At 62.7% G+C, this 12649-nt stretch carries 9 protein-coding genes; 4 read left to right on the top strand and 5 right to left on the bottom strand.

Annotation, left to right across the window (positions count from 1 at the left end; all coding sequences use genetic code 11):
- Positions 1-18: 18 nt before the first annotated feature.
- Together ABVQ20_RS12800 and mutY are read right to left on the bottom strand one after the other, a co-directional pair.
- Positions 19-630 carry an HAD family hydrolase gene (locus ABVQ20_RS12800; protein WP_354459863.1) on the bottom strand — a complete coding sequence of 204 codons (612 nt, stop codon included), beginning with the start codon at positions 628-630 and terminating at the stop codon, positions 19-21.
- A gap of 11 nt (positions 631-641) precedes the next feature.
- On the bottom strand, positions 642-1754 hold the full coding sequence (gene mutY, locus ABVQ20_RS12795) for an A/G-specific adenine glycosylase (protein WP_354459862.1): 1113 nt from the start codon (positions 1752-1754) through the stop codon (positions 642-644).
- 59 nt (positions 1755-1813) lie between these two features.
- Here mutY and ABVQ20_RS12790 point away from each other — a divergent pair, with 59 nt between their 5' ends.
- The 4 genes from ABVQ20_RS12790 (at position 1814) to ABVQ20_RS12775 (ending at position 7863) form a co-directional block, all read left to right on the top strand.
- Positions 1814-2314, top strand: coding sequence for a DUF721 domain-containing protein (locus tag ABVQ20_RS12790; RefSeq protein WP_354459861.1), 501 nt, complete (start codon positions 1814-1816; stop codon positions 2312-2314).
- Positions 2315-2456: 142 nt separating this feature from the next.
- A complete protein-coding gene (locus ABVQ20_RS12785; protein WP_354459860.1) occupies positions 2457-3185 on the top strand; it encodes a DsbA family protein in 729 nt (242 codons plus the stop codon).
- Positions 3186-3302: 117 nt separating this feature from the next.
- Positions 3303-6761 carry a chromosome segregation protein SMC gene (gene smc, locus ABVQ20_RS12780; RefSeq protein WP_354459859.1) on the top strand — a complete coding sequence of 1153 codons (3459 nt, stop codon included), beginning with the start codon at positions 3303-3305 and terminating at the stop codon, positions 6759-6761.
- Positions 6762-7038: 277 nt separating this feature from the next.
- The gene (locus tag ABVQ20_RS12775) at positions 7039-7863 is read left to right on the top strand and encodes an alkaline phosphatase family protein (RefSeq protein ID WP_354459858.1); all 825 of its coding nucleotides are present in this window, start codon (positions 7039-7041) and stop codon (positions 7861-7863) included.
- A gap of 186 nt (positions 7864-8049) precedes the next feature.
- Here ABVQ20_RS12775 and ABVQ20_RS12770 read toward each other — a convergent pair whose 3' ends face one another.
- From ABVQ20_RS12770 to ABVQ20_RS12760, 3 genes are read right to left on the bottom strand one after another with little or no spacing between them, the layout of a single operon-like run.
- Entirely contained in the window at positions 8050-9030 is a 981-nt protein-coding gene (locus ABVQ20_RS12770) for an ornithine cyclodeaminase (RefSeq protein WP_354459857.1), read from the bottom strand.
- A complete protein-coding gene (locus tag ABVQ20_RS12765) occupies positions 9021-10553 on the bottom strand; it encodes an FAD-dependent oxidoreductase (RefSeq protein WP_354459856.1) in 1533 nt (510 codons plus the stop codon). The genes ABVQ20_RS12770 and ABVQ20_RS12765 overlap by 10 nt, the downstream gene beginning before the upstream one ends.
- Complete coding sequence (locus ABVQ20_RS12760; RefSeq protein WP_354459855.1) at positions 10553-12613, bottom strand: oxidoreductase; 2061 nt, start codon at positions 12611-12613, stop codon at positions 10553-10555. The genes ABVQ20_RS12765 and ABVQ20_RS12760 overlap by 1 nt, the downstream gene beginning before the upstream one ends.
- Positions 12614-12649: the final 36 nt, after the last annotated feature.

Here is a 12649-nt window from a genome sequence, read left to right as displayed (position 1 = left end):
CGCCGGAAGTGATTCAGATCACGCCTTGATTCCGAGGCGTTCAAGGTCCGCTTGAAGCGTCCTGGCATCTGTGAACAGCACCGCTTGCCAGCCGGCAGCCTTGGCGCCGTCTACGTTCTTCTGGCTGTCGTCGATGAACAGCGAAGCTACCGGATCGAGGTCGAATGAAGCGACGTGATGGTCGTAGATCCTGCGATCTGGCTTGATCAGCCCGATTTCGGCGGACACCGTGATGCCGCGCGGGCGGTCCAGGAACGGAAAGCGGCCGCGAGCCTCGACGAACGTGTCGGCCGCCCAGTTGGTCAGCAGCGTCACGTCGTGGCCGGTATCGATCAGCTTCTCCATGATGGCGACACTGTCGTCATAGGCATGGGGCGCCATTTCGTGCCAGTGGCGACGAAAATTACGGATGTTTTCCGCATGGTCGGGATGATCGGCAATGGCCAGCGCCTCGGCCTCTTCCCAGGTCCGGCCGCGGTCCTGCTCGATGTTCCACTCATGCGTGCAGACATTGTCGAAGAACCATTTCCGCTCCTCCTCGTCTGGAATCAGCCGGCTGAAGGGAATGTTGGGATCGTAATGAACCAGCACCTTGCCGATGTCGAAAACGATGTGGCGAATCTCGGTCATGCTTGTCCTCTTCAATGCGGGCGCTGCTTCTTGGTCGCGCCCGGTATCGCTGCCTCGATTACCTTTTTCATGACAGTGGGTAGAGCTTCCCCTGAAATTTCAGCGGGCGTCGACCAGAAATGGCCGGCGGGCGTGTCGCCACCCACATGAGCGTGGAAGACATCGAGTTCCAGCGCAAAATGCGTGAACACATGCGTGATGCTGCCGGCGAGCCGCCAGTTGCCAGGGAAGGGGGCCGCGGCATCCGTGGTCGCCCCGTCGGTCCGGGCGGTCCAGCTGGTCGTGGGCACCTCGGTCATGCCGCCCAAAAGTCCCTTTTCCACGCGCTTGCGCAAAAGGATGGCGCCGTCGCTCCTGACCGCGACGAATGCGGCTCCGCGTCGCGATGGCTTCTCGCCCTTGGGCAAACGAACCGGAAAGCGCTCGGGATCGCCTGAAACGGTCGCGCTGCAATCCTCGCGCAGCGGGCAAAGCATGCAGCGCGGCCGGCGTGGCGTGCAGATCGTGGCGCCCAGATCCATCATCGCCTGGGCAAAATCGCCCGGTCTTGCGGCAGGAACCATGCGCTCGACATGGACACGTATTTCGCCCTTGGCCTCGGTCAGCGGCGTGGCGATCGAGAACAGCCGGGAGACGACACGCTCGACATTGCCGTCGACGACAGAGGCGGGACGGTCGAAGGCGATCGCGGCGATGGCCGCCGCCGTATAGGCGCCGATGCCCGGCAATTCCCTGAGGCCCGTTTCGGTGTCCGGGAACCCGTCGCCTCGCCGGGCGACGATATCGGCGCAGGCCTTCAGATTGCGTGCACGGGAATAATAGCCGAGCCCGGCCCAGGCTTTCATGACGTCTTCGGTTTGCGCCGCGGCCAACGCATCGACGGTCGGCCATTTCTCCAGGAAAGCCCGGAAATAGGATTTCACCGCTTCGACCGTGGTCTGCTGCAGCATGACCTCGGAAAGCCAGACGCGGTAGGGATCGGGTCGCGCACCGCGCGCAAGCTCGCGCGGCGGGACGCGCCATGGCAGGTCGCGGTGATGCTTGTCATACCAGCCGAGCAACCGTGATGCTATGTCGTCGCTATCTCGATGGACGGCCTTGCGGGTCTGGTCATGCGGTGCCATTGATCGGGGAACTGGCCCTAGCCTGTAATTCATGGTGAAGGTCTTGCTGGAGAAGGTACATGGCAGGGAGAAGGACGTTCGGCAATCCCGTCCCGGTCGGCGATCTTTCGATGCTGATCCTGGATCCGGTGCTGCGCAAACGGGCCGGTATCTCGATCGGCCTTGTCCAGTCATGGGAAGAGATCGCCGGTCCTCGCCTCGCCAGCCGCTCGCGCCCCGAAAAGATCCAGTGGCCGCGCCGCATGCACGAGGACGATCCGTTCGAGCCGGCGGTGCTGGTCATTGCTTGCGAAGGCATGGCGGCACTCCACCTGCAGCACGAAACCGGCGAGATCATCAACAGGGTCAACGCTTTCCTTGGCTTCAACGCCATCGGCCGCATCAAGATCGTGCAGAAGCCGATGGCGACGGAAAAAGGGCGGCCTAAACCAACCCTCAGGCCACTGACCGCCGCCGAAAAGTCAAAACTGTCGGTCACGGTCGGAAAGGTCGAGGATGATGCTTTGCGCGCCTCCCTGGAGCGGCTCGGCGCGACCCTTATCGGCGAAAGGAAACAGTAGTCTTGGCCACCCTATCGCGTATTCGTGATCGGCAGGGTAAAGTTTGTCGATTGGATTGGGGACAGCGATGCCTTAATTCGCGCCAAGTCTCGCCTTTTCTAGCCTTTGCATTGCAAAATCCAACCATTCTCAGGTGATTCGTATGATCCGTTCCTTGTCTCGTAGAAACGTCCTGTCCTCGCTGGCCGCCATCCCGGCCGTGGCCCTGCTCGCCGCATGCAGCGACTCCGCCGATGAGGCCAAGGCCGCGGATGTGAAGCCGGATGCGCCGGCGGCCCCGGCCAAGCCTGCTACACCGGCCGCCGTCGAGGCGCCCGAGGCCCAGGGCACGGTGGACATGGCGGAACTGCTGAAGCCAGGTGCCTTGCCCGACAAGCAGCTCGGCAAGGACGACGCGAAGGTCACCATCGTTGAATACGCCTCGATGACCTGCCCGCATTGCGCGCATTTCGCCGAGACCACGTTCCCGGCGCTCAAGACCAAATACATCGACACCGGCAAGGCGCGCTACATTCTGCGCGAATTCCCGTTCGACCCGAGCGCGGAAGCCGGTTTCATGCTGGCGCGCTGCGCCAAGGATAATTATTTCCCGATGGTGGACGTGCTGTTCAAGCAGCAGGCCAACTGGGTTGGTGTGTCAAACACCAAGGATGCGCTGCTGCAAATCTCGAAGCTTGCCGGTTTTACACAGGAGTCGTTCGAAGCCTGCTTGACGGACCAGAAACTTCTGGACGATGTGAGATCGGTTCAGAAGCGTGGCGCCAATGAATTCAAGGTCGACTCGACACCGACCTTCTTTATCAACGGAAAGACCTACAAAGGTGCGATGTCGATTGAGGAAATGTCGGCCATCATCGACCCTCTGCTCTGACGTTTCGGCAGCGCCGGCACGGCAACGCTTCGGCGCGCGCGGCTTTCCGTTGTCCCGCGGCTTCTTGACGCAAAACCGTGGGACATTCTTGCGGAACCTGCCTGAGGGGCGGCGCGAATGAAATTTTCGCGCCTTCGCCTCCTCGGTTTCAAGTCCTTCGTCGAACCTGGCGAATTTGTCATCGAGCGCGGCCTGACGGGCATCGTCGGGCCCAATGGCTGCGGCAAGTCGAATCTCGTCGAGGCTCTGCGCTGGGTGATGGGCGAAAGCTCATACAAGAACATGCGTGCCTCGGGCATGGACGACGTGATCTTTTCCGGATCGGGGACACGTCCGGCCCGCAATACGGCCGAAGTCACGCTTTTCCTCGACAACGCCGACCGTACCGCGCCCGCCGCCTTCAACGATGCGGATGAGCTGCAGGTATCGCGCCGTATCGAGCGCGAGGCGGGTTCGGTCTATCGTATCAATGGCAAGGAAGCCCGCGCCAAGGATGTCCAGCTGCTGTTCGCCGACCAGTCGACCGGTGCACGGTCGCCTTCGATGGTCGGGCAGGGCCGCATCGGCGAACTCATCCAGGCAAAGCCGCAGGCGCGCCGGGCATTGCTGGAAGAAGCGGCCGGCATTTCCGGCCTGCACACGCGCCGTCATGAGGCCGAGCTGCGGCTGAAGGCGGCCGAGCAGAACCTTGAACGGCTGGACGACGTCGTCGGCGAACTGGAAAGCCAGATCGAAAGCCTGAAGCGCCAGGCGCGCCAGGCCTCGCGCTTCAAGAACCTGTCCGCCGATATCCGCAAGGCCGAGGCGACGCTCCTGCATCTGCGCTGGACGCTGGCCAAGACGCAGGAAGGCGAGGCGCGTTCGGCGCTGGCCATTGCGACCGCGCTGGTTGGCGACCGCGCCGCATCCCAGATGAACGCGGCCAGGGAGCAGGGCATCAGCGCGCATCGGCTGCCGGATCTGCGCGACGCGGAAGCCGCCGCCGCCGCTGCTTTCCAGCGCCTGTCGATCGCCAAGGCGCAGATCGAAGAGGAGGCCGGCCGCATCCGAGCCCGCCAGGCGGAACTGGACCGCCGGCTGCAGCAACTGGATGGCGACATTGCCCGTGAGGAGCGCATGGTCCGCGACAACGCGGACATTCTCGAGCGGCTTCGTATGGAGGAGGCCTCGCTCAATTCCGAAAATTCCGGAGCCGCGGAACGCGAAGCCACCACCAGGGCCGCCTTCGAACAGGCGGCCTCGACGCTTTCCGCAAGTGAAACGAAACTCTCTGCATTGACGGCGGAACGCGCCGAGGCCGCTGCCTCGCGCAATCAGATCGAGCGCTCGCTGCGTGAAACCGCCGAGCGCCGCGACCGCTTCGCGCGCCAGCTTGCCGAACTTGACCGGGAACTGTCCGACATCGTTTCCCGGATCGCCGGCCTGCCCGATCCCGCCGAGAAGCGGGTGCTGGTTGAACAGGCAATGGCCTTGCTTGAAGAGTCCGAAGCAGCTGTCTTCGAGACCGAAGAGGCGGTTATCGAGGCACGCGCCGCCGAAAGTGCGGCCCGTCCGCCGGTTCAGGACGCCAAGGCGGAGCTGGCTGGCATAGAGACCGAGGCGCGCACGCTGGCCAAGATTCTGAATGCCGCCAGCGGGGACCTTTTTCCCTCCGTTCTGGAGCAGATCAGCGTCGAACGTGGCTTCGAGACGGCGCTGGGTGCCGCCCTTGGTGAGGACCTCGACGTTCCGCTTGACCGCAGCGCGCCCGTGCATTGGGGGCAAAGCGAAATTCAACCCGGCGACGCTGCTCTGCCGCAGGGCATCAGGAGCCTCGCGAGCGTGGTTCGCGCGCCCTCGCAACTGGCTCGCCGATTGGCGCAGATAGGCATCGTGGAGGCCGGGGACGGATCACGGCTCCAGGCCTTGCTCTCGCCGGGTCAGCGGCTGGTCACTCGAGAGGGTGCGCTCTGGCGCTGGGACGGATTCACCGCCAGCGCCGACGCGCCGACCGCCGCCGCGCAGCGGCTGGCGCAGAAGAACCGACTAGCCGAACTCGATGCGGAAGCGGTCCAGGCGACGCATGTCCTGCGCGATGCCGAAGGAGCGCTTGCGCGCGCCGAGCTGGCGCTTCGCCAGATCAGCGAAGCCGAGCGCAATGCCCGGCAGGCCGCGCGCGACGCCCAGCATGGCCTGGACGCGGCCCGCACCGTGCTGGCTCAGGCTGAAAAAGCCGGCGGTGAATTGTCGAGCCGGCGTGCGGCGCTTGAAGAAGCGCGCGCGCGCATCGTCGATAGCCACGAAGAGACGTCGGCGGCGTTCGCCGAGGCGGAAATGCTGCTGCAGAGCGCCCCCGATCTCGGCGATCTGCAATTGCAGCTCGAACAGTCGGCCGCCAATGTCGCGGGTGATCGCGCAGGCCTTGCCGATGCACGCGCGGTTCACGAAGGGCTGCGGCGCGAGGCCGAGGCGCGCATGCGTAGGCTCGACGCCATTGGCGCGGAGCGCCGCAACTGGCTGGAGCGCGCCGAGAACGCCTCGACGCAGATCGAGGCGCTTGGCGAGCGCAGGGCCGAGGCCGAAGCCGAGCGTGAGCGGCTTGCCGATGCGCCTGATGAGATCGACGCCAAGCGGCGCGCCCTGCTGTCGCAGTTGACCGAGGCCGAGGCGCTGCGCAAATCGGCGGGAGATCGCCTGCAGGAGGCCGAGAACAAGCAGTCCGAACTGGACAAGGCCGCTATATCGGCGATCCAGTCGCTCGCCGAGGCGCGCGAGACACGTGTCCGCGCCGAAGAGCGGCTGACCGCCGCCGACGAAAGGCGGCTGGAGGTCGAAGCGCGTATCCAGGAAACGCTGAACACGCCGCCGCACCTCGTCATTCGCCACACCGGTCTCGAAGCCGACAGCCCGATGCCCGAAATGGGCGAGATCGAACGCCAGCTGGACCGGCTGAAGATCGAGCGCGAACGGCTCGGCGCCGTCAATCTGCGCGCCGAGGAGGAGCAGAAGGAGCTTTCGGATCGGCTTGAGGCCATCGTATCCGAGCGCGAGGATATCATCGAGGCCATCCGCAAGCTGCGGCAGGCAATCCAGAGCCTCAACCGTGAAGGCCGCGAAAGGCTTCTAGCCGCCTTCGATGTGGTCAACGGCCATTTCCAGCGGCTCTTCTCGCATCTGTTTGGCGGCGGTACGGCCGAACTGCAGCTGATCGAGTCCGACGATCCGCTCGAGGCCGGCCTGGAAATCCTTGCCCGGCCGCCCGGCAAGAAGCCGCAGACGATGACGCTGCTCTCGGGTGGCGAGCAGGCGTTGACGGCGATGTCGCTGATCTTCGCCGTTTTCCTCACCAACCCCGCGCCGATCTGCGTGCTCGACGAAGTCGATGCTCCGCTCGACGATCACAATGTCGAGCGGTTCTGCAATCTGATGGACGAAATGGCCAGGACCACCGAGACGCGTTTCGTCATCATCACCCACAACCCGATCACCATGGCACGGATGAACCGGCTGTTCGGGGTGACCATGGCCGAGCAAGGCGTGAGCCAACTCGTGTCGGTCGACCTGCAGGCCGCCGAGGCCATGCGCGAGGCGAGCTGAGGTGCTTCAAATCGGATCTCAACTTTGTTGAGTTGACGCGAAGTTCCTAAAATGATCTCGGCCGGAATTGCTCCTCTTTCGCGGCGGCAACCGCGATGCCGGGCATCTTGATTGCAGCTCCACCTCTGGCGCTTCTTCGAGAAGATGGCGGCTGCCGGATCCTGGCAAAGAATAGTTGACAACGACCAATTGGTCTCGGCGCGTATAGATGCGCATTTTTCGTCCCGCCGATGCGGCGCACCCGTGCGCGACTGGGACTAAGAGTGGGAGATATGTCATGCGCGATCAAAATGGATACACGGTACTTCAGCGGTTCTCTGTCATGGTTTTCCTGGTAGCCAGCATTGTGCTGAGCACGGCACCTATGACTGCCGCCTCGTCAAGGACGCCCCCGAAATACGACCATGTCGTTGTCGTCATCATGGAGAACCACTCGTTCGCTCAGATTTTTCAAGCCGAGGCAGCTGCCTATTTGAACGAGTTATCAAAGGGCGGCGCCGTGTTCGACCAGTCCTATGCGGTCGCCCATCCCAGCCAACCTAATTACTTCGCGCTCTTCAGCGGCTCGACGCAAAACATCCATGACGATGGTGAGCACGTGGTTGTGGCACCGAACTTGGCAAGTCGCCTTCGTTCCCACGGCAAAACCTTTGCAGGATATGTCGAGGCTGGATCGCCACGAAAACACAATCCTTGGGAATCCTTTTCGGACGCGAAGGAATTTGAGAAACCATTGACTGACTTCCCTCTCGACTACGCAAAGCTACCGGCCGTTAGTTTCGTGATCCCCAATCTCATAGACGACATGCATGATGGCACGATAAAGCAGGGTGACACTTGGCTGAAAACTCACCTTGGTGGCTATGCCAATTGGTCAAAGAAGCACAACAGCCTTCTGGTGGTGACATTCGACGAGGACGATTCTCATACAAGGAATCACATATTTACTGTCTTCTATGGCTTTGGAATCGAGCCTGGGTGCTATCCCGAGAAGATCGACCACTATGGGATCCTACGAACTATTGAAGACATAGAGACAATATCCCCGCTCGGCATCAGCGCCACCAGGGGAGTGATCGGTAGCGCTTGGAGCCGACGCTAGTTCTGCCGAGTGAAGGGGCGAGGGAAATAGCCAGCTACCATTATGAGAGCCATAGCGATCCATAGCGCTGACATGTAGGGTTCAATTCGGTCAGAGTTTTTGCTCTTTGACAACTGTAGCGCTCCCTTGGTGACACGAGTCTAGGAGCCTGTGACATGTCTGATGTCCTTTCGATGTGTCTGGAGGTTACGCCTGCATAGCCGGCGTATTCGCGCGAGACTCCGCCTGCAGCCTTCTCATGAGTTCTTCCGCGACGAAAAGGTCGAGATGACCGCCGCCCGAATTCTTGAAAAGTGTGATTTCGTCAGGCGAGACCCGCCCCTCTCTTGATCCTGAGCAAAGCTCGAAGAGATCGGCTTTGATATCTTCCCATCGCATCAGGCCGCGTGTGACCGGCTGCAGAAAATCACCGCAGTCGCGGCAGAGGGCGCGCGTGTCCGCGAAAATCGTCGCCCGGCGGATCACGTCGTCGTCGGCTTCGCGCATCTGCGCATTCCACCCGCCGACCAGATCAACATGACAACCTGCCTTGAGGAGGTTGCCACGGATCAGCGGCTCCGTCGCCATCGTGGCGCTTGAGACGATATCGGCATGGGGGAGCGTTGCTTCGAGATTTTCCACGGCTCTGACGGAAACACCTTCGATCCGGATGGCCCGCGCCAGGCTCTGCGCATTTGCCGCGGTTCTGTTCCAGACCCAGACGTCGCGGATCGATGGCCGGACGCTGACAATTGCCGCAATGACATGCGGCGCAAGCGCGCCGGCACCCACCATGAGCAGGCTGGCCGCATCGTGACACGCCAGCAGATCGACGCCGAGAGCGGAATCGGCAGCGGTTTTGCGCAGCGTCAGTGCGGTGCCATCGGCGATGAGGACCGGGGCGCCGGTTTCTCCGTCAAAGGCCACGTAGAGGCCCTGGTTGGCAGGCAATGGCGGTTCGGCCACTGGATTGCCGGGGAAAATGGTGACGAGCTTCACGCCAAGCATGCCGCCCGCACTCCATGCCGGAAGTATGATCAAGCCGCGGCCACGGTTTTTGCCGTCGGGCTCTTCCATGAACATCTCACGAGCATCCGGCATGCCTGCGTCGTGAGCGCGCCGCAGGGCCGCGACGAGACCAGGATAGTCCAGCACGCGGTGCACGGTGTCGCCGTCGATCAGTCGCATGCCAACTCCATTCCAAACTGATGCGCGACCAGCGCCTTGTACCTGTCGACTTCCACGGCGACCTCGCGGGCAGACCAGCCCATGATGTCGCTGATGGCTTCGGCCACCGCATGGGCGACGTCCAGCCCCATCCTTTCCGACCAGCCAAGGGGCGTGCGCCGAAACATGAGATCGTCAAGGTGGCGAACCTGCTCGTGCTCGGCGACAAATCGCAACTGCGCGATACTCACGCTCGTCCCGCCTGTCGACAGCGGCTGGCTCGAGGGATCGGTCGGCAAGGTCCGGGACACGTAGCGCACGGGCTGGCCGGAACAGGCCGGTTTCAGGCGTCGGGAAACCGCCTTGGCTATGCTTGCGCCAGCATGCCGATGGGTCATCAGCAGGCCGCCCGTATGAATGAAATAGCCGGGCGCGCCGGCCTTTGCCATGTCATGCAGAAGAACGGCTTCGCATCCATCGGGATGGCCGAACCGGGCCGTCCTCGGCCGGACGCCCGCCCAACTGTAGAGCACATCGTCACGGGAGAGCGGAACACCCGGAAAGACCGACCTGAAATCCTCGACAAGATCGACGATCGTCTGCTCGTCGGCGCGAAAGCCTTCGGGGGAGGGGCTGCACGGTGCATCCCTGGGGCCGAAATAATGCAGGTTGCGCCAGGGGATCACATAGAAGGGGTTGCCGTCGGCGAGTGTCGTCTCGAATGCGAGCCCGCGGAACTCCGGCGGCAGCCGGACCGCAACGTTCGTTCCCTTCAGGCCCTGATTGACAGTCGGTAGCGTGAGCCCGGACGCCTTCGTCAATTCGTCGGCCCATGCGCCCGTGGCATTGACCACGCAGTCAGCAAAAATGGTGTGTGTGTCGCCATCGCGCTTGTCGACCACCTCCAGGTGCCAGCCACCGTTCGGAGCAGCTGCGATGGCGGCGACCTCGGCATAGTTGCGCACCACCGCTCCGCAATCGCGCGCATGCAGAACCGCGTCGAGGCAGATCCGCTCCGGCCAGTCGAACTGATATTCGGTGAAGCGTATTACCCCCGTCAAATCTCCGCCATCGTGAAGTCCGCGAAGTGCTGGCTCCAGGGCGGCTTGCCTGGCACCAAGCTGCTGGAAATCCAGGGAGACCCCGCCTCGATCGAGCAGTTCGAGAAGCCGAAAGCCCAGTTTGGCTTTCCAGGGCGGGATACCTTCCTTCCGGTAGAGTGGCACGTTGAAACTGATTGGCCGGACCTGCCCAGGTGACGCCCTCACGAAGCGTGAGCGATCCCGCATGGCACGGCGCGCCAGTTCCAGATGCTCCAGCGCCATCAGGGGATGGAGAAGAAAATTCCAGATCGAGCGGCCCGGCGTGAGGTAGGTCAGTCCGCAATGCTGGAGCCGGCTTGAACGACCGGATGTGCCCGAGGCGAAGTCCGAACGCTCCAGAAGAACGGTCGAGAACCCAGCCGCGGCCAGATGGTTGGCCGCACTTGCCCCGGTAATGCCGCCGCCGATGACCGCGACCTGGAAATCAGCCGGCATCGCCATCACAGCGCCATGCAGAGGCGAAAGGCCTCGTAAATCGAGGCGTGAACGTTGCGGCTGGCGACGGCGTCGCCGATCCGATGGAGCTCGAAACCTGTCACGACGGCGTCTCTACGCTGAGGTCTACCCTCGATCAGAGCGGGAAGGTCGGTGACGCCAGCGTTGCTGGAGAGATCCTTGAGGGCGTGAAAGACCTCGTCGAGCGGCGCGGTTCCCCTTTCGACGACGATCTGTGTCGCCGGCAGCTCAAGGAGCTCATTCGTCAGTTCGTGCTTGAAAGTCGCCTTCAGCGTATTGGACATATCCCGTTCGACCTTGATCAGGTGATGGTCCACCGTCACGGTGATGCCAAGCTGCTTGAACTGCTTTCGGTAGATCGCGCGAGAGGAATACTCGACTTCCTGGGCGAGGCTGTCGTCGATGGTAACCACGTGCACCTGGCAGCCTTGCTCGGCAAGATGAAGCGCGGTCGACATTCCCTCATGCCGGCCGGTGCCGTCATAAAGAAGAACGTCGCCGCTGTGTTCGGTTGTCGTGCTGAGCATGTCCCAGATCGTCATGCAGTGCTCGGCGCCAGGCAGCCATTCGGTGTCTGGCAGGCCTCCAGTCGCGATGATGACGGCATCTGGGCTTTCCGACAGAATGTCCTCGGCGCCGGCGTAGACGTCGCAACGAACATCGACGCCGAGGCGCGCCAGTTCGGCCACCCGCCAATCGATGATGCCGACAAGATCCCTTCGCCAGGATGCGCGGCAAGCAAGCAGCAGTTGCCCTCCCGGTCTGTTGCCCGCCTCGAACAGAACGACGGCATGGCCGCGCTCGGCCAGGACGCGTGCTGCTTCAAGCCCGGCCGGGCCGCCGCCAACGACCACCATCTTGCGTTGCCGGTCGGCCGGGACAATGACCTGCGGCAGCATTGTTTCCCTGCCTGAGGCGGGGTTGTGAATGCAGTTGGCCTTCTTGTGCATGCAGTAGGAGGCGCCGACACAAGGCCGGATCCGTTCTTCCTCGCCGCGCATCAGCTTGTTGACGATCTGCGGGTCGGCCATATGGGCGCGCGTCATGCCGACCATGTCGAGCAGACCCTCGCGGATGGCGTAGCGCGCCGTCGCAAGATCGGTAATGCGTGCAGCGTGGAAGACCGGCAGCCGGGTGTGCTGGCGGAAGGCGCCGACCTTCGACAGGAAAGGAGCCAGCGGTTGTGACATGCCGGGCATGTTTTGCTCGGCAAGGGCGATGACCGTGTCCATCCTGCCGAAAATGCAATTGAAAACGTCAACCAGCCCCTCGCGCTCGAAGATGCTGGCGATCTCCAGGCAATCCTCGAAATGAAGGCCATCCTCGCTTGCCTCGTCGACGACGAAGCGCATGCCCAGGATCGGATCGTCGCCAAGCCGCCTGCGGATCTCCTCATGCACCATCAAGCCGAAGCGCACGCGGTTTCCGACCGACCCGCCAAAGCGATCCGAGCGGAAATTCGTGCGCGGGGAAAAGAACTGGCCGATCAAATGGCCGCCGGTCAGCGTCTCCACGCCGTCCAGCCCGCCTTCGTGGCAGCGTGCCGCCGCATCGCCATACGCGGTAACGATCCGCTTTATGTCGTGCTCGTCCATCTCCCTGGAGAAGGCGCGATGCTGGGTCTCGCGCGAGCGGGACGGCGCAAGCGCCGGCAGCCAGTTGTTCGTCGTCGCGTCGGCGCGGCGGCCAAGATGCGAGAGCTGACACATCAGCGCCGCGCCTTGCGCATGGATACGGTTTGAAAACTCCTGCAGATGCGGGATAATCTCGTCGGCGGCCATGTTGATCTGGCCGCCGCCCCAACTGGAATCCACATCAACCATCGAGGATCCGCCGAACATGGTCAGCGCGAGACCACCCTTGGCCTTTTCTTCGTGATAGCGCTGATATCGCTCGAGCGGCAGGCCACCGTCGTCCATGAACGAGGCGTGGCTTGTGCTCATGATGCGATTTCGCAGCAAGAGCTTCTTTATCCGCAGCGGCTGCAGCAAGGGGTCCTTGCTTGCCGGCAAGGAAGCCGGCCCGGACGAGGGTGACAACGTCATCGACACGATTTGTCTCTCCGAAAAGCCCGCTTTGGT

Origin of the sequence: Mesorhizobium shangrilense (assembly GCF_040537815.1) — a bacterium.
Taxonomy (GTDB): domain Bacteria; phylum Pseudomonadota; class Alphaproteobacteria; order Rhizobiales; family Rhizobiaceae; genus Mesorhizobium; species Mesorhizobium shangrilense.
The sequence above is the reverse complement of the archived record's forward strand: the minus strand, read 5'-3'. Positions and strand labels throughout refer to the sequence as shown.

Excerpts from the sequence above, each read along its gene's own strand:
- mutY (WP_354459862.1), bottom strand. The coding sequence starts at position 1,754 with ATGGCACCGCATGACCAGACCCGCAAGGCCGTCCATCGAGATAGCGAC.
- ABVQ20_RS12790 (WP_354459861.1), top strand. The coding sequence starts at position 1,814 with ATGGCAGGGAGAAGGACGTTCGGCAATCCCGTCCCGGTCGGCGATCTT.
- ABVQ20_RS12785 (WP_354459860.1), top strand. The coding sequence starts at position 2,457 with ATGATCCGTTCCTTGTCTCGTAGAAACGTCCTGTCCTCGCTGGCCGCC.
- ABVQ20_RS12775 (WP_354459858.1), top strand. The coding sequence starts at position 7,039 with ATGCGCGATCAAAATGGATACACGGTACTTCAGCGGTTCTCTGTCATG.
- ABVQ20_RS12760 (WP_354459855.1), bottom strand. The coding sequence starts at position 12,613 with ATGACGTTGTCACCCTCGTCCGGGCCGGCTTCCTTGCCGGCAAGCAAG.
- ABVQ20_RS12765 (WP_354459856.1), bottom strand. The coding sequence starts at position 10,553 with ATGGCGATGCCGGCTGATTTCCAGGTCGCGGTCATCGGCGGCGGCATT.
- ABVQ20_RS12800 (WP_354459863.1), bottom strand. The coding sequence starts at position 630 with ATGACCGAGATTCGCCACATCGTTTTCGACATCGGCAAGGTGCTGGTT.
- smc (WP_354459859.1), top strand. The coding sequence starts at position 3,303 with ATGAAATTTTCGCGCCTTCGCCTCCTCGGTTTCAAGTCCTTCGTCGAA.
- ABVQ20_RS12770 (WP_354459857.1), bottom strand. The coding sequence starts at position 9,030 with ATGCGACTGATCGACGGCGACACCGTGCACCGCGTGCTGGACTATCCT.